Origin of the sequence: Planctomicrobium stercoris (assembly GCF_051465655.1) — a bacterium.
In the GTDB taxonomy this organism is placed as follows: domain Bacteria; phylum Planctomycetota; class Planctomycetia; order Planctomycetales; family Planctomycetaceae; genus Planctomicrobium.
In genome coordinates this window covers 792,491-816,661 of sequence record NZ_CP195791.1, presented here as the reverse complement: position 1 = coordinate 816,661, position 24,171 = coordinate 792,491, and the positions used below count along the sequence as shown (strand labels likewise).

General features: G+C 58.0%; 12 protein-coding genes. 4 read left to right on the top strand and 8 right to left on the bottom strand.

Going from position 1 to position 24,171, the window contains the following annotated elements:
* Nucleotides 1-2 precede the first annotated feature (2 nt).
* From SH661x_RS03285 to SH661x_RS03275, 3 genes are all read right to left on the bottom strand, one after another.
* Nucleotides 3-1,808, bottom strand: a complete 1,806-nt coding sequence (locus tag SH661x_RS03285) for an ABC transporter ATP-binding protein (protein ID WP_437227987.1) — start codon at nt 1,806-1,808, stop codon at nt 3-5.
* Complete coding sequence (locus tag SH661x_RS03280) at nt 1,808-3,736, bottom strand: ABC transporter ATP-binding protein (RefSeq protein WP_437227985.1); 1,929 nt, start codon at nt 3,734-3,736, stop codon at nt 1,808-1,810. The genes SH661x_RS03285 and SH661x_RS03280 overlap by 1 nt, the downstream gene beginning before the upstream one ends.
* Nucleotides 3,737-4,012: 276 nt before the next feature.
* Nucleotides 4,013-4,420, bottom strand: a complete 408-nt coding sequence (locus SH661x_RS03275) for a hypothetical protein (protein WP_437227983.1) — start codon at nt 4,418-4,420, stop codon at nt 4,013-4,015.
* Nucleotides 4,421-4,579: 159 nt separating this feature from the next.
* Here SH661x_RS03275 and SH661x_RS03270 point away from each other — a divergent pair, with 159 nt between their 5' ends.
* The 3 genes from SH661x_RS03270 to SH661x_RS03260 all read left to right on the top strand — a co-directional run bounded on the left by SH661x_RS03270 (nt 4,580) and on the right by SH661x_RS03260 (nt 9,053).
* Nucleotides 4,580-5,755 carry a hypothetical protein gene (locus tag SH661x_RS03270; RefSeq protein WP_437227981.1) on the top strand — a complete coding sequence of 392 codons (1,176 nt, stop codon included), beginning with the start codon at nt 4,580-4,582 and terminating at the stop codon, nt 5,753-5,755.
* A 113-nt stretch (nt 5,756-5,868) separates the two neighbouring features.
* Nucleotides 5,869-6,327, top strand: coding sequence for a hypothetical protein (locus tag SH661x_RS03265; protein WP_437227979.1), 459 nt, complete (start codon nt 5,869-5,871; stop codon nt 6,325-6,327).
* Between the two features lie 428 nt (nt 6,328-6,755).
* Nucleotides 6,756-9,053, top strand: coding sequence for an alpha/beta hydrolase-fold protein (locus SH661x_RS03260; protein WP_437227977.1), 2,298 nt, complete (start codon nt 6,756-6,758; stop codon nt 9,051-9,053).
* A gap of 316 nt (nt 9,054-9,369) precedes the next feature.
* Here the strand turns inward: SH661x_RS03260 and SH661x_RS03255 are convergent, their stop codons facing one another.
* Together SH661x_RS03255 and SH661x_RS03250 are read right to left on the bottom strand one after the other, a co-directional pair.
* A complete protein-coding gene (locus SH661x_RS03255; protein WP_437227975.1) occupies nt 9,370-11,973 on the bottom strand; it encodes a DNA internalization-related competence protein ComEC/Rec2 in 2,604 nt (867 codons plus the stop codon).
* 62 nt (nt 11,974-12,035) lie between these two features.
* Entirely contained in the window at nt 12,036-15,278 is a 3,243-nt protein-coding gene (locus SH661x_RS03250; protein WP_437227973.1) for a hypothetical protein, read from the bottom strand.
* Nucleotides 15,279-15,550: 272 nt separating this feature from the next.
* On the opposite strand from SH661x_RS03250, the gene SH661x_RS03245 reads away from it, so the two are divergent.
* Nucleotides 15,551-16,801, top strand: coding sequence for a dicarboxylate/amino acid:cation symporter (locus tag SH661x_RS03245; protein ID WP_437227971.1), 1,251 nt, complete (start codon nt 15,551-15,553; stop codon nt 16,799-16,801).
* A gap of 31 nt (nt 16,802-16,832) precedes the next feature.
* Here the strand turns inward: SH661x_RS03245 and SH661x_RS03240 are convergent, their stop codons facing one another.
* From SH661x_RS03240 to SH661x_RS03230, 3 genes are all read right to left on the bottom strand, one after another.
* Nucleotides 16,833-17,798 (bottom strand): bile acid:sodium symporter family protein, encoded by a 966-nt coding sequence (locus SH661x_RS03240; protein WP_437227970.1) that lies wholly within the window; start codon nt 17,796-17,798, stop codon nt 16,833-16,835.
* A 68-nt stretch (nt 17,799-17,866) separates the two neighbouring features.
* A complete protein-coding gene (locus SH661x_RS03235; RefSeq protein ID WP_437227968.1) occupies nt 17,867-21,484 on the bottom strand; it encodes a c-type cytochrome domain-containing protein in 3,618 nt (1,205 codons plus the stop codon).
* 104 nt (nt 21,485-21,588) lie between these two features.
* Nucleotides 21,589-24,150: a hypothetical protein gene (locus SH661x_RS03230; protein ID WP_437227966.1), complete on the bottom strand. Its 2,562-nt coding sequence runs from the start codon at nt 24,148-24,150 to the stop codon at nt 21,589-21,591.
* Nucleotides 24,151-24,171 lie beyond the last annotated feature (21 nt).

Below are 24,171 nucleotides of genomic sequence, written 5' to 3'. Positions count from 1 at the left end.
CATCACTCCTGCACGAATCGCTTGTGCAGGCCGGCGTAGATTCCACCGCGGTCGAGGAGCTCCTGGTGTCGGCCGCGTTCGACCACGTGGCCGTGGTCCAGCACCAGGACCTGATCGGCGTGTCGGATCGTGCTCAGGCGGTGGGCGACGACAAAGCTCGTTCGACCTGCAACAAGAATGTTCAACGCATTCTGCAGTCGAGCCTCGGTCGCGCTGTCGATGCTGCTGGTTGCTTCATCGAGGATGAGGATGCTCGGGTCAGCGATCAGTGCGCGCGCGAAGCAGACCAGCTGCCGCTGCCCAGAGGAGAGAATCGCTCCCCGTTCGCCCACTTGTGTGTTCAGCCCGTCGGTCAGCGAATCGAGCAGGTCGTCACACCCCAGTCGATCCAGAACATCGCGGATTTCCTGATCGGTTGCTCTCGGCTTTCCGAATCGGATGTTGTCACCGACGGTTCCAAAGAACAGGAAGTTCTGCTGAAGGACGAAGCCCATGTGATGATGCAGGGAGTCGCTTTGAATGTTCCGCAGCGGAAGACCGTCGATAAGAATCTCCCCCTGTTGCGGGAGGTAGAACTTGGCGATCAGATTAATGATGCTCGACTTGCCGCTGCCTGTCGCCCCAACGAGGGCAATCACCTGCCCCGGTTCCGCCTTGAAGCTCACATCGTGCAGCACGGGCCGGCTGGGATTGTAGCCGAACGTGACATTACGAAACTCGACAGCCCCGTCCACCTTCTTCAACTCAATGGCATCCGAGGGGTCGGACCATTCCGGGGGAGTGTCCAGGAGACCGAACAGGCGTTCCGCACCGGCCATGGCGGTCATCGCCTGATTGAACTGGTTGCCGATCACCAGAATCGGTGCGAAGAAGAGATTGGCCATGAAGAAGAAGCCAACGAGATTCCCGATCTCCATGGGTGAATCCGGTTGCAGTACCCGGTAGCCCCCCACGATGAGCAGCACCACGATAAAGATCTGACTGTTCAGGTCGAGCAGCGGCAGAAACAATCCCTGCGTCTTGAGGACAGCGGAATTGTAGTACGAGTGATCTTCCGCCAGGTCTTCGAAAATCCGCGAGTTTTCTTCCTGCCGGACGAACGCCTGAGTCACGCGAATCCCCACGACGGATTCCGCAAGTGTCGCTGTCACGCGGCTGAAGGACTCCCGAAGATTTCGCAGGTTCTTGCTGAGGCGACGATGAAAGTGATGGTTGATGAACCAGAGTGACGGTGCGAGTCCCAGCACGATCAGAAACAGGCTCCAGTCATACCAGAGCATGGCTGCGGCGGCGACGATCATCTGCCCCAGTTGAACGAGTGTAACGAATAGCACTTCCTGCACGCCGATGCGCACATCTTCAATATCGGATGTCATGCGGCTGATCACCCGTCCGACACGGGTCTCATGGAACCAGCGCATCCGCATCGATTGAATGTGGGTGAACAGAGCGTTTCGCAAATCACAGACGACCGCTTCCCCCAGATCGAGAGCGAGCTTCTGCCGGAAGTGCATCACAAACTGTGTGGACAAAGCCAGCAGTGCAAAGATCACAGCACCCCAGATGACTCCCTGGATGTCGTTGCGGGCGATCGGACCGTTGATGACCGCTGCCACCATCCATGTGAGCGCCGGAAGTTGAAAAGAGCGAAGGACGACACTGACCAGCAGCCAGTTTCGCAATCCTCGGTATGGACGGGTGTAGCTCATCAATCGGCTGATGAGACGGAAATCGAGCGGACGCTGCCGCTCTTCCTGGCGTTCGATATGCCGGGTCAGCGAACGATCGAGGGCTTTGACTTTCGCCATCAGTTCCCTCCCCCTGCCGGCTGCGTCGGCTCGGTGATGAACGGAACCGGCTTCCCCTTCGGGTTGGTCATCAGCTCTGCGAACTGGAGTTCTGCCAGAAAACGGTAGTACTCCGAAGACTGCAGCAGCTCCTCGTGAGTTCCGATGGCGGTCACACGTCCCTGTTCCAAAACGACAATCCGATTCGTGCGACGTAATGTCGCAATACGATTCGAGACCACCAGCGTCGTGCGGTTCTTCATCGCGGACTGAACAGCGCGTTCAATTTCGTGCTCTGTTTCCGGGTCGACGGACGCTGTCGCATCGTCCAGAAGAAGGATGGGGGGATCGAGCACGAGCGCCCGGGCGAGTGCCAGACGCTGCCGCTGTCCTCCGGAAAGGTTCGCCCCATGCTCGCCGATGACAGTGTCATACCGCTCCGACAGCTGACCGATGAATTCATCCGCTGAGGCGAGTTCCGCTGCCCGCTCGACCTCTTCAGGAGTCGCTGTCGGCCGACCAAAAGCAATATTCGCAGCGACGGAGTGGCTGAAGAGAAAACTTTCCTGAAAAACCAGCCCCATGTTTTTGCGAAGATCATCCAGATGAATCGAACGCAGGTCGTGTCCATCGACAGTGATCCGGCCGGACTGAACGTCATAGAACCTCATGACCAGATTCAGAAGCGTCGTCTTGCCCGCACCCGTCTCGCCGGTGATTCCGACTCGCTCTCCCGGAGCGACGTCAAACGTGACCCCTTCCAGGACCGGCTGTTTCGGGTTGTACCCGAAGGTGACATCGTGAAACGCGATTCTCCCCTCAGCATGTGGCAGGCGGACTGGATTGACAGGACTGGTGATCGAGATTGGAGTATCGATCACTTCGAACACCCGCTCGGCACTGACGAGACTTGCCTGAATCGTGTTTGCGATGTTCACGATCTGGCTGATCTGAGCTGCGAATTCCTGCAGAAGATTCGCAAAGACGAACAGACCGGTCCCGAGCGACAGCTCCCCGCGGATCACGAGGACGCCGCCATAGCCGATGAGAACCAGCATATTGATCTGCGTGAGAAATCCCATGATGGGCTGAAACACGCTGACGCGAAAAAAGATGGAATCCTTCTGCTTTCGAATTCTCTCTGTTGTCTGCTTGAACCGGGCAATCTCTTCGGGCTCGCGTGCGAATCCCTTGACGACATGAGCCCCCTGAACATTCTCGACAAGGACGCGGATCAGCTGATCACCCAGCTCACCCGCCTTGCGATAAGCCGGCTGGACGAACTTCGAAAACAGCACCGCCCCCACCCACAACAGAGGTGTGGTCGCCAGACAGGCCAGCGTCAATCCGACGTTCATGCGCAGCATGTAGACGAGATACACCGTCAACGTCAGTCCAACGGTGAGGACCTTGATCATCACCCCGTCCACGAAGTTCCGGACAGCGTTTGCGTCACCGGCAGCCCGATTGATGATCGAACTGCTCTCCCCGGCATCGTAGAACTGAAAGCTCAAGACCTGCAGCTTCGAATAAACATCGGTCCGCACCCGGATGAGCACCTGTTGCGACAGGGCTGCAGCCGCGATCGCAGCTGCGTATCGCAAGGCAGCTCCCACCAGAGCAAACAGCAGGACCAGTCCGGCGATCATGCAGACGACCGCGAAGGGACTGGCTGTAGCAGGGGGCAGGATTCCAAGTGGAAACTCGGGGGCGGGACTGGTCGGATCGACCTGATGACGGATGTAATCGATCCCCAGACCTGTCAGTCCCAGGCTGCCCATCGCCAGCGTGACGAGAGCGATGTCAAACAGGAGCATGGCGGCGCACGCGCCTCGATACTCCAGGCCCAGCCCGATCAGTCGCTGCAGCAGCCGCCAGTTCGACGGCTTCGTAGACTTGGAAGAATCCTGAAGAACTTCGATCGACGTTGCCTGCGTGGTCCGGGACATTTTCGCTTCAAACCACCCGCGCCCTCCGGGACACGGGAACTCAGCAGGAATCATAGACTCCGAGCTGCGAGGTGCGAGAGTCGATCTTTAGAATTTGACCAAAATCGAACTCAACCGAACCGTCATAAACCCGTTATCTTTCTCCAAAGCGGAATGACAGCGTGGACGGCCAACGGGCCGAATGACACCAGACTCGAAGCAGCTTCGATCGCATTCAACCTGCGGGAGGCTGCATGCGATCGAAGGCTTGCGGGAGAGCCCCGTCAGGAGACTCGACTACTTCTTTTCAACTTTCGGTTCAACGGGCTTTTGCTGCGCCTTTGCTTTGGCGGCAGCCCGCAGTTCTTCCAGCCGGAGTTTCTGGCCGGCCGTCAGAAGAACTTCCATCTTCTGATCGCGTTCGTTGATGAGCAGCTTGAGTTCCTCGCGCAGCTTCTGCAGCCGCTCTTCATATGACTCCTGAATGACCTGAAGTTCAGCACGCTGTTCATCGCTGATGCCCAGCATTCCGTAGTACGTGGGAAGCGGTTTGCGACGATCGTCATCGCCTTCCAGGCTCGCGGTCTCTTCCGCATCAGCCTTCGGGGCAGTCGGCGTGGAATCGGCATGGACTCGCTGCCAGAGTGCCGAAGCTGCACAGGAGACAAACAGAAGACTTGCGATCAGAGAGACCCGCCACCGCATGACATCCTCCTCGTTCGTGAGTGTTAATACCGCACGTCCGCAATCTATCCGGTTTCCAGAGTGAATCGAATTGCGGCGGCCACATTTCCCTGAGTATACCCTACCCGCGCTCAGATTTCGAAATGACTCTCCCCGAATCTTCATTCTCGACAGTGCATTATGAATCGTGCATCTTCGACGATCATTCCCGCAGTTCTGATTGCACTCTTTCTGACCATTCCGATCCCGACTGATGCAGCGGACTCCCTCTCTGTCCTCACACTGTCGGCCGATGCTGCTGAGACGCCGGGCGGATTCCAGGAACTCGACTCTGCAGAGGCGATCCAGGCAATTGAAGATCTCAAAGCGGTCTGGGCTGGCCTGGAATCGGAAGTGGCGACAGGCGAGATCCGGTATCTCACGCTGAACTTCACGCTGAAAGACCGACAGCTGACCTGCGATCAATTCCTCGCAGAACTCCAGCAGACTGCACTGACGGCCGATGCGACACTGACCCGAACACTCGTCGAGAAATTCTGTCCGGAGAAGCTGACAGGGACGGTCGAACAACAGACAGCGACGCTGGATGCCGTCGGCGACTGGCGGACATTGCGGATCCAGGGGGAGGATCGGCGCTGCCTGAGCCAGGTGTTCGAGCATGTGGTGAAAGACGATCTGCATCTGCTCGTCGATCATCCCAACCGGAACGTCACTGCTCATCGACGCGGAAGTTGCCGTTACTGGTCGGAGACCCTGGGATGGTTTCGAACGATTCCCCCCGCAGCTCTGCTCAGCGACGCCACGATCCGCAAGGAGAATCGGGATCTCTATCGTCTTGCGTATTTCGGACCTTCCTCCACCGACAACCCGGACCGACATGAAAGCTGGATGACACTGGATCCAAACGACGGGCTCCCCCGTGAATGGAGAATGCACTCCCCTGAGACCGGGGAACTGCTGCGGGCGGAAGTCTATCAGGACTTCACCATGTACCCCGGAGATGTGCTTTGCCCAGCGGTCCACATCAAATTGAATGCCGACCAGAATCTGGTGACTAATGTCCGCATGACGGTGATAGAGCAGGCCCGATTCAACATGCCCTTCGAACCGAACGACTTTGTCCTGTCGACTCCAGCAAAGTGGTCATGGTTTGATCTGCGAACTGACCCCGCGACAGGGGGACATTGGACAGAACCGACGGACGACGTCGCTGATTTCTTCAAAAGCCGCTCCGCCAATCCGGTTCCCCAGCGTCGCGAAGTCACTTCCAGTGAGCTCTGGCGATCTCCGTTGATGATGCTCAATGGAGTGATCCTGATTGTGGTCGGTGTCACGCTGTGGCGACGCTCCGGGTGAGGGCGGCCCCCTGACATTTTGAGAATGCTGCTCGCAGCCCTGCTGTCATCCGCAGTAGCCGGGGTGTCTGCCAGCGCATGAACACTGACAACCTTTTTACTTGGATGATCGACATGTCGCTGATGCGCCTGGGAAGCTGTCTGCTGATTCTGGCCGGATCCGTTTTAACTGTCGTCGGCATGGACTCGGGAGTCAGAGCGTCCTGCGAGGTGAGCGAAGAAATCACTCCAGCTCAATGCATCCCCGCTCATCAGGTCCCCCCGGTCGGAGCCCCCTTTGAGGACGATCCGTCACTCGGATGCGTGAACTACTACTACATCTGGTGCTGGCCTGATCCAGAAATTGGCTGCTGGACTGAAGGGTACGGCACCGCTGCACCGGGCGAATGTGAACACTCCCTGGGCGACCCCGCAACTCACCGCTGCTATGAAAACTACCGGCAGGACCCGGTCGTTCTGCAATATCACCGAAGCGAGTGCGAATTCTACGAAGCGAATTGCGAATGCATCTGGATCATCGGTGAGTACGCCCCGATCCAAGAGACGGTCTGCAACTGCGTCGACGTACTCTGAGCGACCACTCTTCCCCGGTTGGCCGTTCTCCGAAATCAACGGGGGGCCATAGCCGCAAGTCGGTCACAACCGGACTGCCCCGCCTGTCTTGCGCATTCCCCCCTGAATCAACCCCGCCCTACAAACCGCAAAGTCAACCTAATCCAAACTCTTCTCCCAAAACGGATTCGAATCCTTTTTGGGACAATTGAACTGGAAATTCCCGCAGATTCGACGAATGATGGAACCGATAGTGGTCCGGTCGGAATGTTTAATCCGTCGTCGTCACCCCGCTGAAATCGACCCGTTTGCAAGCGCCGGGGGCGTCTGTTCCGTCATCGAACGGCAGGAATTCAGGTTCAGTGATTCCAGTTTCGCTTCAGGATGACCAGCTGCAACGAGAACCGGGGAACCGTTTTCCCGGAAGGCTCGAACGGAGAGGGTTCTCCTTGCGGTCATCCGTTCCTCGGCGGTTGATTCTGGCTGTTCTGTGGGGATCGATCTTCTTCCCGGGAGGTTCAGCGAACGCTGATGAAGTCACTCTGAAGAACGGCACCATTCTCAACGGGACAACGGTGCAGGTCGCGGGACTCAACCCAGCAGGAGCCCGGGCGAACAACTGGGGCCCTGTGCCGAACTTTTCTTACTGGGTCATCGACGACGGTGTTCGTCGATTTTTCGTTCACCGCAGAAACGTGGCCAAGCACACCGAGGCAGGTCCTCTCGGAGCGAACGTTTCCTTTCAACTCAAACACGAAAAGCAGTCCCGCACTGCCGGTTTCACAACCGTGGGCACGTTCGGAGCAGTCCAGCCGTTCGATGAATTCGGCCGTCGTACTGTCACCCTCGCGACGCAAAAGGGAATGGTCCCGATCATTCAGGGGATTCGCGTCATGCGTCCGGACTTCACTCAGGTGGAGAGCCTGACACATGCCTGGGACTACTGCGTGGACACAAAAACTCTCCCCTCGGAAGTCGTTCAGTCGATCATCCAGAAGTCTTCCAACCGGAACGATCCTGCTGAACGTAAGGCCGCGGTCCTGTTCTATGTACAGGCCCAGATGTTCAACGAGGCACAGGAGGAAGTCCGGCAACTTTCGGAACGCTTCCCGGACATGGCCAGCTGGTGCGAGGAATATCAGCGACTGGTGGGTGAATACATCGCCCGAAAAGCGATCAACGAGATCGAACGCCGACAGGAGTCGGGACAGCATCTTCTCGCCAACCAGATCGCACGTCAGTTTCCAGTCGGTCACGTCAGCGCGGAGATACGCCAGAAGGCTCAGGAAGTTGTCGAGCAATACGATCAGGCACTCATCAACCGGGACCGGGTTCTGCTCAGGCTCGACATCCTTCAGGCGGAGCTCCCTGAAGAGCAGTTCATGCGAGTCAGGTCATTGCGGGCGTCGTTGCAGGACGAGTTGCATTACGAGTTGATGCCTCGACTGGAACCCTTTCTGCGGGCGGAAGCCGACGACACGCTGCAGCCTTCAGAAAAACTGGCACTTGCCTACTCCGGGTGGGTGCTTGGAGATTCAGGAGCCATTCTCGATCTGAATGAAGCGATCCGACTTTGGGATGCTCGATTCCTCACTCTGGAGTATCTGCGCCTGAAAGATGATTCGCTGCGGGAGCAGGAAATCCTGGAGAGTCTCGACGCCATTGAAGGGATCAGTCCTGCCCGGATGGCCATTCTGCTGGAGCATCTTCCGCTTCCGTTTCAGAGTGCTGCAGAAGCGACCGGAACCATTCAGGAATTCGAAGTCACTACCGACTCTCAGTCTCCCCCGGTCCAGTATTCCGTCACTCTTCCGCCCGAATACAGCCCAGCACACCGCTACCCGATGCTGGTCGTTCTCCGGGGTGAAAGATCGACAATTGAAAATGAAATCCGCTGGTGGGCCGGTGATGCAGAGCGTCCAGGCTGGGCTCAGCGGCGCGGGTACATTATCGTTGCACCGCATTACTGCGCCGACGATGCGAGCAGTTACGATCCCGGCAACCAGGCACACGACGTGGTTTTGAAATCGATCGACGACGTGCGGAAGCGTTTTCGAGTCGATTCGGACCGCATTTTTCTTGCTGGCCACGGCATGGGAGGGAACGCCTGTTTCGACATCGGTCTCTCGCACCCGGGACTCTTCGCAGCGGTCATTCCGATTGGTGGAATTTCCCCGCGGGAATGCCGCCCCTGCTGGGACAATGCCCCCCGCCTTTCCTGGTATGTCGTCGGAGGGGAACGTGACCGGAACACGCTCGAAAAGAATGCCGACATCCTGAATGACATGATGAAGAATGGGCAGGATGTTCTGTATTGCGAATACAAGGAACGGGGATATGAGACCTATCATGAAGAGCAGGAGCGGCTCTTCACGTGGATGCAGTCTCTGCGGCGAACGCCACTCAAAGATCTGACTGACTGGTCCATTTCGACACCCAGGAATTCAGATGGTCGATTCCACTGGATTCAGGCGAAGATGGTTCCGGACCGCCCTGCGACTTCGCGCCCCCCAAAGTATGAAGGGGCCATCAAAGTGACCGGCAAGATCTATGTCTGTCATCCCGGAAAAGGGACGTCGATCTGGCTCTCACCTGAGCTTTTCGACTTTAACAATCGCTGTGAAGTTCACATCAATCACAAACAGATCTCCCGCGAGTACATCAAACCCACACTCGAAGCGATGCTTTCTGATCTTCGCAGCCGGGGCGACCGCGAGCGGCTGTACTGGGCCCGTCTGGATTTTTGATGCCCCGGGGCAAAAGACCGGGGATCCCGCGCGTCCAAAGCGACTTTCCGTCTCTTTCTGTTTCCGGCTGCTTCCCCGGAAGAAATTCGAGCTTCACTGCATTGTGTGAGGTAGAATTGAATGGCGTGATCCTCCGGGCCAGCGTGCTTCGCTGAAGATCACCCCGCAGTGGTCCCCACATGATCGACAGAAGCTATGAAGACGACTCGCAGACTGGTCTACTCGTTGCTGGTGACAGGAATCGTGATCATCTGTCTGCCAGAGGATGCGAACGCTGTCCAGATCAGCCGGAACAATCCATATCGCAGTTTCAGTATCAGCGGCCAGAACTATGCTGCCGTGCAGTGGGAACTGGCGCAGCGTCGCAAAGCGGGCAACTACTCGAACAGTTCCCGCTGGCCGAAAAGGCGCTGACATCCATCTCTCCATTCGGTTTGATTTCGAACGTCACCGTTCCACACGCGGCCGTATTGAGAAGCGTGCAAGTCTGAGGAATGTTCTGGAGTGACGGAAGCAGCTGGTCTCCGCTACTGACAACCGCATATGTCGGCTCTGCCCACTCGTAGAGTTTCAGAACATTAGCCACCTTCCCCCCGTGATGAGGCGAGAGCAGGACATCTGTCTTGCGGGGATCCATCTTCAACAGATCGGCAAGCCCTTCTTTCTCGAGATCGCCCGTGAGAAGAATGCTGCGACCAGCGAATTCCATGGCGACCACAATGCTGTTCGCGTTGTCACTGCGGGAGCCTGTTTCCTGCGGGGGATAAAGCACCTCCACGCGGGTATTGGAAGGATCACTTTTTCCCAGTTTCAGCCGATCTTCCGCCTGCAACAGCTGAATCTTGATCCCTTTTCGAAAAGCCAATTCACACAGGTCGCGAACTCCCTGCTGTTGAAAGTCGAGAAACTGCCGACTGATGAAAAGTGTCCTAACCGGCACACGCTCCAGCAGTCCGAACAGGCCGCTGAAGTGGTCATGATCAGCGTGTGAGACAACGACGGCATCGACATGATGAATTCCGCGTGACCAAAGAGTCTCCGTCACCGCCCGCGTCGCGCGTTCTCCATCGCCGATCGTCCCGGCGTCATAAAGAATGGTTTCGCCTCCCGGAAACTCGATCAGACTCGCCAGTCCGTGCCCCACAGACAGGAACGTGCATCGCAAAGAGTCTCGCTGCCGAGGGACAAACGGAACCAGCAGCCCCAGTACGCACCAGCACAAGACCGCCTTGAATCCCCAGCGTGCCGTTCGATCGGTTCCCAACAGTGGCCAGGCCAGCCCCAGAAGAATATAGAACGGGATCAACCACCACGCGGGCAGAGCCGGAATGTAATGGTGTCCCCAGGGAACTTTCTGTCCCCATTCCACGGACCATTGCAACAGGGACAAACTCCAGCTGAAGGGAATCGCCAGCCACGGGGCCGACACAGGTAGGATCAATCCTCCGAACATCAGCAGATAACCGAGTGCGAGGACCACAGCGATATAGGGTATCAAAAGAATGTTCAGGAGAATTCCAACCGGAGCCACCAGATGGAAGGTCGCCATGGTGATGGGAAGCGTGGCGAGAGTGACAGCAGCAGTCATCTTGTATGTCTCAAGAACATACTTCCGGATTCGCCGGATCCATTGCTGCAAGCGGGACTGTTCATTCAGCAGATCCGAGAGTTTGACTTCACGAGGTTCCGGCTGCTTCATCCAGCCCAGCGACCACAGGATCGCCCCGACAGCGAGAAAAGAAAGCTGTGCCCCGATATCGAAGAGGTCCGCGGGATTCCAGAGCAGCAGCACAAGCGCGCTCGCTGCCAGTGCATTCATCCGGTCGATCCGATCGCCTCGCAGCGTCCCGACCACAGCGATCAGCGCCAGCAGACCTGCCCGCAGCACCGGAGGCCGCAGGTCCGTGATGAAAACATAGAGCAGAATCATCACCATGAGAGTCGCAGCCGATTCCCGTGAACTCAGGTTCGCGAATCGGCACAACGACAGGATCAATCCGATCAGAATCCCGACGTGCAGCCCGGAGATGGCGAGCAGATGCATCGTCCCTGTCTGGGCAAACTGATCCTGCAGCTCATCCGTGAGCATGGTCCTGTCGCCGATCAGAAGCGAGGAAGCCAGGCCGAACTGTTCAGGATCCAGCTGGGAAAAGAAGATCTGGTTGCACTGGTTGCGGATCGATTCCCGCCACCGGGCCAGCGTCCAACCCGGTCCTGCAGCTGCTCCCAGCTTGCGGACCGCAACGGGATGTTCGACACGCAATGTGCTTCCGATCCCCTGACGACGCAAGAAATCGGGGAAATCGAATCCCCCCGGATGACTGGGGGGACGAGGCTGCGAAAGCTGTCCGAGCACTTCAACGCGATCACCGACACGAACGTGCACGAGATGTCCTGAAACCGTCATCCGGGTGAGGCCGGAGACGGGAACCCACTTCTCACCATCCTCGATCGCTTCGCAGGTCAGCAGAGTGGTGGAACGATCGACCTCCATCCAGGAAGGGATCCTCGGGCCGAACTTCGACTCCGTCATTTCAATGGGAATGGAAATGATCCCGCGAACTCGCGCGGCTTCCGGAACGGACGAGCACCACGTGGAAATATCGTCCGCAGACCGCATGTTCCACGCGAGATGCTGTCGTGTCGCTCCCGTGAAGATGAACAGCAAAAGCACGCAGCACGAGGCAAGCCGTCCTCGCGCTGAAGACTCTGGACGATCTTTCGTCGCGCGGCGGCAGGCCCGGATCGCAATCAGCAGCGACAATAACGTCAGGCTGATCCAGATCCAGAGTGACAGAGGAAACAGGCGGTCGAGACAGATCCCGACCCCAAAGGCAACCACAGCTGCCACGGCAGGGCGGTGCCAGGGACGGGGGAGTCCCTGCTGTGAAGTCGAACCCGGCCCACGGATTTCGTTCATACTCTGGCCCAGATGAATCGTGCTCCAATCAGACTGAGCAGCAAGTCAATACAAAATGAATTTCATTCCTGTGCCGATTCTGGTGCGGGAGTTTCCGTTTCCGGCGGCGACTCGGACTTCGCTTCGCTGCTCTCAGGGGAAGAGGGAGCAGCTGGTTCTTCCGGGGCGGGACTAGACTCTGTCTTCTCGGGAGAATCTGCAGCGGGCTTCTCCTGTGTGTCTGGAGTCGTTTCGGGTTTGGCCTGTTCCGGGGAATCTGCCTGCTCTTCCACGGGCATCGGTTCCACCTGAACCGGCTTGTTCGTCAAGAGACCAAGGTAGAAGGCTGCCAGGAATCGCTGTGAACACTTGGGATACTCTTTGAGCAGTTGCTGCAGCTGTTCGGTCGCCTTTCCAAGCCGTCCCCCTTCCAGCTCAGCCCGAGCCGACTGCAATTTCAGCTGCGCCAGCCGGTCCGGAATCTCAATCGCGGCAGTGGCTGCCATCCGTGCGTAGTACGCGGGCCAGATTTCGTATTGAATCGGAATGCCCATGGCGGCGAACGGCATCTGCAACAACGACTGAATTGCAGACTTCACGTACGACTTGTCTTCGCCGGCCCAGAGTTCTTCGGCCCGGCCCAGATTATGTGTGGCGAGATTCGCAGTGGCAGTCAGCCCGCGCCATTGGGATGCAATCGGCTGCATCTGGGGAGGCAGACTGGAACCGGTCATCATCGATTCCATTCCTTCGAGCGTCTGCAAAGCGTCGGCAAAGTTCCCGTTCTGCATCAGCAGAGAACCGTAGAGCAACTTCATCTCCGGCGAGCGTTCCAGCTCTGTCAGATCTTCTTCCAGAAGAGACAAGGCCAGTGCTGGACAACGTCCCTGCAGGGCGAAAGCAACCAGCCTCGAGCGATCTGCTCCATTCGAACGAGCGTCGGCGATCTGAGCCTTCACGCTGTCGACGTTTTTCTGCAGGTCCTCCTTCAGTTTCATCAGTTCGGTGAGACGATCGGCGGAGATCATTCCGCTGGGAACTTTCTTCAATGCCTGTTCGAGTCGAATCAGAGCATCGAGCGAAGTATCGGCCTGCTGCTGTCGGAGAAACGTATCCAGAAGAAGCTGCAGATCGAGCGGATTGTCCCCCCCAGCAACGACCGCTGCCTGAGCCGCTGCCAGAATCTGCGACTCGTAGGCTCCTCCCAGGAGCGGACTGCGGGTCGCCATCGACACCTGTTGTTCAACCTGTTGCAGAACTCGATAAGCACGGGCCAGAACGCGGTAAGTCAGTGCGTCATTCGGATTCTGTGCCAGTGCCTGACGGCAATCCCGAATCGCCAGAAATGCGAGACCGCAGACTTGATCCAGAGGCATACTCTGGTCGAGGACGTTGAGGAGCTGATCATAATGCGAAGCGAGTTCGGCCGAGTTCGGCGGAACCTGAATTTTCTGAATCAACCAACTGTCGTAGCGGGACACCGGTAACGGCCAGACAGCCTGCAGGTCGACACTGACCGGCTTGACTGCAGGTCGGAACGCCTGCTGGGCGAAGCGTGTGGCGGCAAACTCTTCAACATGTTTGCGAAGCTCTTCATCAGGCAGGTCGATGCGGGTGAAGTTCGCCCCGGCCGCTCCCAGACCGGTCAATGCCCAGTCGGGTGTTGTTAGAAGTCGCAGGAACGGATCGTAGGCTGGTACGGGTCCCCAGAGACGAACCAGAACATCGTACGTCTGGAAGTCCAGCAGCGGTTTCTTCCAGATCTCGGCGTCGACCGGCTTATCTGGACTGGGTGCCGCGAAGAGGGCTGCGCGGACCTTCTGATGAAGTGCCAGCAGGTTCTCCTTCCCGGAGAGATACAGCGAGATGCGGCTGTCGACGAACGGCTCTTTCCCCAGCCAGATCAAAACGTCCCCTTGCGAAGGCAGCGTGGGGAAGATGTGACTGGAATAGCTGTGCGTGACAACATCCTTCCCGAGACTTTCAATCCGAGCAGCCCAGCGAGGGTCCAGTCCCAATCCCAGTCTTCGCCCCTGAGCGCCCATGAACGCTCCGTTCATGGCGAGATAGGCAACCAGGAAAAATGTCAGGACCATGACGGCCCTGCCCCCTCGCGCCCAAAGGACGCTGGGAGTGCTGATGGAATACGCCATGGAGAACCGGCTGCGATACCACTCCTGACCATTGAACGTCGCAATCGCGGCATTCACCATCGCGGCATAACAGACGCATTCGCCGTCCACCAGCGACAGCAGGTTCATTCCCAGCCAGACACCCCACCACCCCAGATTCACCCGGCGGGAATTCAAAAGCAGAGTCAGCAGCGAAGCAATGACCAGCAACAAGGCTGCGATCGGATACAGGTCCAGCACTCTCCAGAACGCGGGATCTCTCAAGCCGTACACCAGTCGAGGAAAGAACTCGCTGGCCATGGAGTACGTCTGCATCGCCTGTGCATCACGGGCGAAGGTGAGAAAACCCAGGATCGGCTGAAACGGCCAGGGGGTGAACAGCATTGCGACCATGAAGGTCACCAGCACCACGCCCCAGTCTCGGTGGCTTTGAGATTTCTTATGAATTCTGCGGGAGATTGAATCCCCAATCATGAAGAGCAGCAACAACAGCAGTCCGATCCACGCCCGGGAACTCATATTGATCCACAGCAGAAACAGCACCGGCAGGTAAGGCAGCGACCATGGGAAGCGATGCACCCGCCCCAGATTTTCGGCATCGGCAGGGAGCAGGCTCTCCCGAGCCAGACACATCATCAGGACCGCCAGCCCCAGAATGTTCCATGTCGAACTTCCCGGCTGATACAGCGGGAACATCGCAATCAGTGCCAGGAAGCCACAGCAGGACGCCCACCAGGTCGAAACTCCCGGCACGCGAACCCGTCCCAGACAGATGAATGCAGCCGCGACGGTGACAGCGCAGACAACCGTCAGTGCTGACATTCCCAGCACCTGATGAAGTCCCCCCAGCAGAATGTCCGAGAGCCATGCGGGATTGTACCAGGGCCGCCCGGCAGCGGTCGCTGAGAAGACGTCCGTCCGCGGTGGGAGGATTCCATGCGAGAGCATGTATTCCCCGCTGCGGATCTGCACAAAGAGAGAGGATTCGGTCAGTCTGGTCCAGCCGAGAAGCAGTGCCAGCAGGATGATCGCTCCCCGGAGCATGACGTCTCCGCGCAGACATTCATCCTCCATCAACTCCGGAGTCAATTCCTCGAACTCCGGCATCTCTTCGCCGGCATCTGATTCAACAGGGACGTCCCCGGGGGAGGGGTGGCTGTCGGGAATGGAATCAGAGGGGTGTTCAGCAGCCAAGGGTCGAACCTTCGTTGGCGGTTTACGGGCAATGCCGATTCAGATGTGTTGATCAAATATTTGTCATAGGTCGGTGATCATTAGTCAATGGTGATGCTCAACTCCCGGGAAAAGTGCCGGAAACCATTGCCAATCAAAAGGATTCTTCGTTCATTGCCGAACTGAAGCTGGACGAATGGCGGGCAATTCTACAAAGTGTGCATCAGCCGCGAGTCATCCGGAAGTGCTCGAATCGCCGCTGCAATCAAACAAGTTCCGAGGAGAACTCCGATATGACCACCGACGCCCCCAAAGCAACAGGACTTCTGGGACGCTGGAACTCGCTGCCGCTTTATCTTCGGATCGTCATCGCGATGTTCCTGGGGGTGTTCACGGGACTGATCATTGGGGAACGGGCCGCTGTGCTGGAAATCCCAGCCCGGGTGATTCTTCAGCTTCTGGGAGCCCTGGCTCCCCCGCTGATCCTGATTGCGGTTGTGCATGTGCTCATGACGACGGAGATCGCGGGCAAGACAGCACTGCGACTGGCGTTTCTCCTGATCCTGAACACCACTGTAGCGATCTTGATCGGACTGGCCGTCGCGAACACCCTCAAGCCGGGAACGTGGTATCCCCTCGATATCCCCGAGAAGGTTGAAGCCACCGCACACAAGTCTCCACTGGAACTCCTGATTGACAACATCCCCCGCAGTCTTCTGGGACCTTTGGGCGACAAACAGAACATCATCGGGGTGATCATCATCGCGATCGCGGTGGGAATCTCCCTGCGAAGCGTGCGACAGAAAGGAGTCACCAATGTGCAGGATCTGGTGGAGATTGCGTACGAGGTTCTGCTCACGATGTTGCACTGGATTATTCAGCTGGTCCCCATCGGGGTATTCGCCATCGTAGCGAAGTTGATCGGCACCGAAGGTTTCGGGCCGCTCAAAGCGATGGGGGGATTTATCTTTGCTGTTCTGTTGGGGCTGGCCCTGCAGGCCTGCTGGTATCTGCTTCGCATCAAATTCTTTTCCTGGCCTCGTCCTTTCGACGTTCTCAAAGGGATGCGGGATGCCCTGGTGATGGCGTTTTCCACTGCCAGTTCGACCGCCACAATGCCGGTCACCTATGCCTGCCTGACAGAGAAAGTCGGCGTTCGTGAAAAGTCGGCCAGCATGGGGGCACTCGTCGGAGCGAACTTCAATAACGACGGAACCGCGCTCTACGAAGCGATGTCCGCACTGTTCGTCTCTCAGCTGATCGGGCAACATCTGACGCTTACCCAGCAGCTGATCGTTGTCTTCACTTCCATCATTGCTTCCGTCGGTGCAGCCGGAATTCCGGAAGCGGGACTGGTGACCATGACTCTCGTCTTTACCGCAGTGGGACTGCCGACGGAATACATCGGACTGCTGCTGACGGTCGACTGGTTCCTCGACCGCTGCCGGACGATGATCAATCTGATGGGCGATGTGAACGTCAGCTGCCTGCTGGATGGCAGAACGAGAATGGAAGCTCCCCCGCCGGCAGAAATTTTAACCTGACACGCCGGGTGCATTGACACTGGTCGCTGCCTTATTTCGTTCGATTCGCCCAGCGGCTGGCCAGTACTCCGCAGATCACCAGCTGCAGGGGATGGTAGACCATGATCGGAAGCAGGATCAGGCCGAGTGCCGGATCGGCTCCGAACATGAGCTGGGCCATGGGAACCCCCGTGGCGAGTGACTTCTTCGATCCACAGAAGATCGTCGCAATCCGATCCTCCCAGGAAAATCGCAGCAGATCGCAGATCTTCCCGACAATGAAGAAGACGGCGTAAAACAGCAGCGTGGTGAGCACCAGTGTTGAGGCAATCGCTGTCATGCCGTGCTTCGTCCAGACCCCTAGCACCATGGAGTCGCAGAAAGAGGTATAGACCAGAAGCAGAATCGTCATCCGGTCCACGGTATTGATTCTCGGTTTATTGCGGGCCGCCCAGCCCGCCAGCCAGGGTCGTAAAAGCTGACCGACGACCAAAGGCAAAACCAGCCAGACCACCAGATCAAGGATCACCTGACCGACGGGCCCGGTCGATCCACTCGCCCCGGCAGCCATCGACATCCACAGCGGAGTGATCACCACTCCCAGCAGGCTGGATAATGTCGCATTGAAGACAGCTGCGGGAACGTTGCCATGTGCGGCTGCCGTCAGGGCCACTGATGAAGAGACCGTCGATGGCAGGGCACACAGATACAGAAATCCTTTTCGCAGATCCTCCGGCAACCAACCCTGCGTCGCTGCGGAAATGCCGATCCCGATGAGAGGAAAGAGGAGAAAACAGCAGGTCTGCACGACCAGATGCAATCGCCACTGCAGCATCCCGGAACGCAGGGCTGCGAATGACAACGCCACACCGTGCAGGAAGAAAATGAGCGCGACGCCCGCTTTGGTCAGCAGTTCCGGATGCAGCCAACCTCCTCGAGCTCCCGGGGTGGGGAACATCCAGGCCAGAAGCACAGCCACCAGCATCCCGGGAAGAAACCAGTCAAATTTTCGCCGCATGTTCACTTCCGAGGGCGGTTGGGACAGACGCAGATGAGTCTGTGCAATTTCGATTGAGGCATCCGGGATCACCGATTTCCGGTTACAGGAGGAAAATTGATGATCGGCTCACCCTTTCCGTTCCACACGTGCAACACGCCATCCTGACCGCCAGCAACAATCACACTTCCTTCGCGATTCGCGCGGACCGAGTAAATGAAATCGGTCGTCCCGGAAAACACGGTTCCGCTCCCTCCGTCGCTCGAACGAATGATGACCTGTGGTGACGTCCCCGAGGACGTAATGAATGTATCGCTCGCCCCCAGGTATTCCAGAGCGGTGACATCCTTGTTGAAGCCCGTCAGCGTCCGCAAGGTCTCTCCACTGCGAACGTCCCAGATCTTACAGGTCTGATCGGCACTCGCGGTCGCCAGCCAACGGCCATCCGCACTCCAGCTGACCCCCAGAACATGGTTCGTGTGCCCTTCGAACGTCTTCACCAATTCGCCGGTGGCGACATTGAAAACCTTCATCAGCCGATCGGCTCCGCAGCTGGCCAGCAGCTTTCCGTCCGGCGAGAACTTCAAACCGAGCACCGTGTCCGAGTGAGGGTCGGGAATGTCCCGCACCAGATTTCCGCTGTCAGCATCCCAGATCTTCAACTCGCCGAAGCGCGACGCCTCACCGCTTCCGGACGCCAGCAGGTTCCCGTCAGGACTGAAGTCCAGTGCGGTGATCTGACCGGTCAGCGGCCCGGAAGAGGAACCGTCACCAATGCGACGTTTGACCTCCCAGGCAGGACGAGTATTAACCACATTCAATGAATGATCCTGCCCCAGAGTCAGCAGGGACTCGCCATCGATGAAACATCCGGTGATGCTGCCGGTCGATCGCACCGGTCGAAGGTCAACCGGCTCTCCGGTGATGGCGCTATACACCCGCATCTCGTTCGAATCTGCGACGATCAGGCGATGGCCGTCCGGGCTGAAAACAAGCGTCGCGACCGGACGTCTTCTCTCTGCGAGTGCCTGCTGTGCTGAAGCCTGTCGCTCTCGCAACGAAGCGAGTGTCGAAAGATCTCCCCCGACGGCGTGATCGATCTCCCGCCGCTTCTGTCCGGCCTGTTCCAGCGATTCCCGAAGTTGCTCAAGTCGGTCCTGCTTGATCTTCTGTACGTTCTGCAGTTCCATGCCAGCTGCGCTCAGACGTTGTTCGATTTCCTCTTTCGTCGACCTGTCCGAGGTCAGTCTCTTTTCGAGTTCGAGCAGGGTTTCATCGAGATTCGTGCGACGCGCGGAAGCGTTCTGCACTTCGACAGAAATCATCATTCTGTCAGCATCATTCGTTGCAGTCTTGAGCTTCGCCTCAAGTGCATCCTGTTGCTTGATTACAGAATCGCGGGCGGCTTGTGCTGCTTTTTGACGGGCCAGTGTAGCCTGAAAGGACTTCTCAGCGGCATCGCGTCGCAGTTCCAGTGAAGCAACGACAGCCCGTCCCTGCTCCTCAGCCTGAAAGCCTTCCCGTCGAGCCTGCTTCCAGGCGGCCTCCGCATCGGCTTCCGCCCGTCTGGCGGCGAGTTGCTCCGCCGTCGGAGTTCCGGACGCTGCGACGGTCTGTTCTTCCGAAGGAGGAGTCGATTTCAGGCGGGGGGTCACCTGCCGGATTTCTGTATCGAACGCAGCCAGATCTGCTCGCAGGTCCTGAACCTCTCGTGCTTCCAGCCGAACCTTGCTTTCCAACTCGGACAGGGCCAGTTGAGCGCTGATCACATCGTGCTCGCGCTCCGTCTGAGTTTTCATGGCAACCTGCATTGCAGCTGTCGAGTTTTTCAGATTGGATTCCGCCACCTGCCGATTTCGTTTCGCAGCATCCAGAGCCAATGCAGCACTCGTCTGTTCATCCTGTGCAGAACGCAACGCAGCGTTCTTCTTCGTGTACTCCGCATTGGCGGCGTCCAGCTTGTTTTTGAGTTCGAGTGCCGCCGCCTGGGCCTGCTTCAGCGTTTCCTCAACAGCGGCTCGAGCAGACTCCTCCTCCGGAAGAGGAGCCGCTTCCAGCTCCTTCACACGGGCTTCAGCAGTCTCGTACTCCTGCTTTCGTTCGGTGAATTCTTTTTGGGCGGCTGCTTCTTCAGCCATCGGTTGAACAACTGCTTCCGTCTTCTTCCTGGAATTCACTTCTGCCCGGGAAAGCTCGACGGCAGCCAGGTCCAATAAATCCAGATGTTCATTCAACTGCTTCTCGGCAGCCAGAAGATCTTCTCCGGCGGCGGTGGCCAGTCGCTGAGTCAATGCGAGATTCCGCCTGAGGTTTTCCTGCGGAAGGATCGTGGGAAGCTGCTCGTGCAGATCCGCGATCAGTCCACCGGACTCCAGATCCCAAAGCTTCACGGACCCGTTGTTCGATCCGGTGGAGAGGCGAGTTCCGTCAGGACTGACGCTCATCGAAACGATGGGTGCGTCGTGCTGAAAGCTTTGCAGCTGTGTCCCGTCTGCAACATTCCAGAGCCGGGCAATCCCGTCCCGGGAAGCTGCCACCGCTTTCGATCCCTGTGCACCGACTGAGCGAACGACAGTGATCGCATCGACGCTGCGGGGAAACTCACGAACCTTTTTGCCGGGAGGAAGCGGCTGGGGCAACGAATCAAGCGGGGATGGAATCTCGTAACTCACCAACGATCCGTCCGCTTCGCCGACCAGAACCTGATTCAGTTGCGGGAAATGAGCGATGGCAGTGACCGGGGCTGTTGTCGTGAATCCCCCAGTGCCCCGGCCAGACTCGATCTCCCAGAGCCGAACCGTGTGGTCGTCACCACCAGTCATCAACTGCTTCCCGTCGAGGAAATAGACCAGCCCGGTCACTCGCCCCTGCTGGGCTGTCCATTCACGCTTGATCGCTCCGGTCTTCAGATCGATCAAGGCGATCTTGCCGGATGGACCAGCCAGGGCCGCTTGACTGCGAAGCGGAGAAATCACGAGCAACTCAGCGTCCGGATTCGCTTCTGCCAATGTCCGTTGAGGAAGCTGATCCGGCCGCTGCCAGAGTTTCACTTCCTGAAATCCCCCGGAGGCCAGCTGAAGACCATCCGGGCGAAAGGCCAGGGACACCACCATATCTGCATGAGCCCGGCGGCCGGAATATTCAGGGGGCCCCGGCAGGGCGGGATCAATCAGTTCTGTCTCCAGATCGCGAGCGGGGATGTTGTACAGGGCAATCTGATTGGCCCGGCCAGACGCAGCTGTCCTTCCGTCCGCAGTCATAGCGACGGCATAAATGGGATGAACCCCTTCCGCGAGCGGTTGCCACTCTACGGTGTTCCCTGCCCCGGACATGGATCCCTGTGCCCCCTGCTCGATCCACAGCTGGAGGAGACCCAGTTCCTGGGGAGTGAGGTTCTTCGCGTTGGCTGTATTTCCCGGCGGTGGCATGATCGGCTCTCCGCGATGAGCCGCCACCGACAGCAAAAGGCTTTCATCCGGCTTCCCCGGAACGACCGCGGCCCCCAGAGATCCCCCTTCGAGGATCGATGCAGGGGTCTCCAGGACCAGTTCACTCTCCGGTTTAGAGGCGCTGTGACAGGCAAGGCAATTCCGCACAAGGATCGGGCGAATTTCCTTTTCGAAACTCACCTGATGCGGTTGCGGGATCTCTGCAATCTGAATCGGTTCCGCCCGAACGACGGATGATGTGCAGGCAACTGCGATCATTCCTGCGAGAGCTCTGTGCAAGACCGACGTTGCCTGACGGGGACTCCACATCGATGCACTGCAACCATCCATCGTTGAGACTTTCGACAAGCGATACTTCCTCGTCATTCGAGCACCCGGATCGTCAGCGGAGGACCGGCCAGAATGAAGTTCACATCCTTCGGCTCGGCAGCCTTGGCGAGGTCCGCTGCACGCTTTTTGATGACCGCGAGTTCTTCCTGAGCAGCAGCCAGCTGCGATTTGAGCTTCTGAGCAACGTCCGCAGCCTCTTTGACACGCAGGTCTGCCGCTGCGGTCGCACTTTCCTGATCGGGATCGTTTTCAATGGGAACGAGTTCGGCGCGTTGCTTCTCCGCTTCCACCTTTTCCGCTTCCGCGCGGGCCGACTCCATCGTGAGCCGCTCGATGAGACCTTCGAAATCGGCTGCCTTCTTCTGTGCGTTCGCAGCAGCTTCGGGATTGCGGGCATACATGGCGTGTGTCTGCAGAACGAAGTAACAGGAGTAATCCCCCGCGGGCAGCTGCGGGTCGATCGAAACTTCAATCACTCCCTCCTGAGCCTCGGGGTCCAGATCTCGAGCGGGAATTTTCTGGGTGGGATACTGCGAAGCGGGAAGGCCACGCAGTTCGAGCTTCCCCTTTCCGGACGTCTCCAGGTTCTTCGTGAAGCTGGCCGTCACAGAGATCTTGTCACCTTTGCGAACCTCCCGGACTGGTTCTCCCTGAACGCTGATGCTGACTGGAGAGACCTCGGGGATCACTGCCAGCATGAGATCCGAAGTGACCCGGGCAACCGGCAACTGATCGGTCGAATTCTTGTTCCAGAGGAGACTGGCAGGCGCGGCCTGACGTTGAATTTCTTTCCCATCAATCTGGGCCGTCCCCTGAACCTGAATGGTCCCCTGCCACGCTGGAGCATCTGAAGCTGCACAGAGAACGAGCGTCGCCTGCGTCTGGCCAGATTCAATCACGACCGGGGGACAGCTGACTCCGGGAGGAAGGCCGATCGCCGTCAGTGTGATTGGACCCGTGAAGCCCCCTTCCCGAAAAGCCTGCACATGAAGCAGCTGACATCCCCCCCAGCGGAGAGTCGGAGAGAGCCCCCGCTGAGCTTCTGCATTCGAATCAGCTTCCAGCAGTTCTTGAGACGTGACGAGCAGATGAAAGTCTCCAACCGCCTTTTGCAAGGTCATCAGATAAGCATTGCGGGGATGGACGGTGGAGCTTCCATACAGGTCGCGGACCTGAATCAGATATTCCCCGTCCGCAGGGGGAGTGAACAGAACCGACGGATCATGCGCCGGGGCTGTAAACGGAGGGTTCTTGAAGAGATTTCCGGAATCGTCTTCCTGCGAGACAACGTTGTCGGCCGGCCCGCCAGCCCCATCGACGGTCATCTGGCTGATGACGATCGACAGGTCGGTGGGGAGGTTCAATCGTTCTGAAACGATGTCGATCGAGTATGTTTCACCCTTCACCCCGTGAAAGGTGAACCAGTTCGGCTGGGGTGTACAGCGCCCCGCGACAACACAGGGAGGCGTCAACTTCTGCGCGTGCTCACGAGTCTGACCCGCAGGCTCCGCCAAAACCAGACTCGCATCCGCAGCAGCGATGAAGACCGGATGGGATGGACGCTCTGCCCCCGGAAGCCGGTATTCGAACCCCTTCGTCAGAACCTGATTGAGTGAACGGTTGGGGCTGGCCCCGGTGAGACAGAACGCCTGAGCCGTCTGCGGCAGAGTGATTGAGACGTTCAGTTCCTGCAGCTGAACCCGGGGATCAAACTCCTTCGCGGGAACGCCGCCGGGCAGATTGTGTCCGTACAACGTGAACGTGGATGTCGTTCCAGCAACCCCAGCGGGAGGCCAGATGAATTCGATCTGGGGACGATTGCTGATCTCGAGCCGGTAATGACAGGTGACTCCGGAGCGGTAGGTGGCATCGTAAACTTTCAGCAGACAGGGACCGTCGACAGTCGGGGTGTAGGTCAGTACCGCTTCCTGAGTCGAGGTTCCCCGCGCGAAGGCGACCGGGCGTCCTGTCGGGCTCAAAATCTCCAGAATCGGGAACATGCGGGAATCGATGCTCAATGTCTCACAGCGAATGGAGACCGTCTGCCCCGCGGTTCCCGGAAACTCGTAATAGTGAGGGGCGTCGCTGCTGGTCTCCCGACAGTTCACGATGGAATTCAGGTCGACTTTCATCGCAGTCGCGGGTGACGTATTGCGTGCGTCGCACTTCGCCTCAGACAGATCGCTGACTTTGAAAATGCGAGGCGTCGACACTCCATACTTCCCGGCAACCCGCACTTCATAGCTCCCCGGGGGGACGTCTGGATTGACCGTAATGTCAAACTGACCCGGGATCGGCTGCGGCTCGGTTTCGAACTGCCGAGGAGGTGCCATGCGCGGCCGAGCTGTGATGCCCGGCTGAGAAAAGATCAGGCCTGTACTTTCATCCAGATCGACACCATGAACGGTGGCTGTCACCGTTGTCCCCTGGCGAGCCCCGGCGGGAAAGATGAAATTCAGGCGAGGATTGGGGAGCCCCGCTGCCGTTGCCATGGAGCTGAGCAGCAGGCAGCAGATGAGTCCCCTCAGGAGGGAGCTTCCTGCAGGAAAGGTCTGCATTCCGAGTGCGGTCGAATGCAGGAGATTCCGGGTCATGACAGATTCATCCTTGGAGCC

Coding starts and splice junctions, on each gene's coding strand:
- SH661x_RS03285 (WP_437227987.1), bottom strand. CDS start 1,808: ATGGCGAAAGTCAAAGCCCTCGATCGTTCGCTGACCCGGCATATCGAA.
- SH661x_RS03280 (WP_437227985.1), bottom strand. CDS start 3,736: ATGTCCCGGACCACGCAGGCAACGTCGATCGAAGTTCTTCAGGATTCT.
- SH661x_RS03275 (WP_437227983.1), bottom strand. CDS start 4,420: ATGCGGTGGCGGGTCTCTCTGATCGCAAGTCTTCTGTTTGTCTCCTGT.
- SH661x_RS03270 (WP_437227981.1), top strand. CDS start 4,580: ATGAATCGTGCATCTTCGACGATCATTCCCGCAGTTCTGATTGCACTC.
- SH661x_RS03265 (WP_437227979.1), top strand. CDS start 5,869: ATGTCGCTGATGCGCCTGGGAAGCTGTCTGCTGATTCTGGCCGGATCC.
- SH661x_RS03255 (WP_437227975.1), bottom strand. CDS start 11,973: ATGAACGAAATCCGTGGGCCGGGTTCGACTTCACAGCAGGGACTCCCC.
- SH661x_RS03245 (WP_437227971.1), top strand. CDS start 15,551: ATGACCACCGACGCCCCCAAAGCAACAGGACTTCTGGGACGCTGGAAC.
- SH661x_RS03240 (WP_437227970.1), bottom strand. CDS start 17,798: ATGCGGCGAAAATTTGACTGGTTTCTTCCCGGGATGCTGGTGGCTGTG.
- SH661x_RS03235 (WP_437227968.1), bottom strand. CDS start 21,484: ATGATCGCAGTTGCCTGCACATCATCCGTCGTTCGGGCGGAACCGATT.
- SH661x_RS03230 (WP_437227966.1), bottom strand. CDS start 24,150: ATGACCCGGAATCTCCTGCATTCGACCGCACTCGGAATGCAGACCTTT.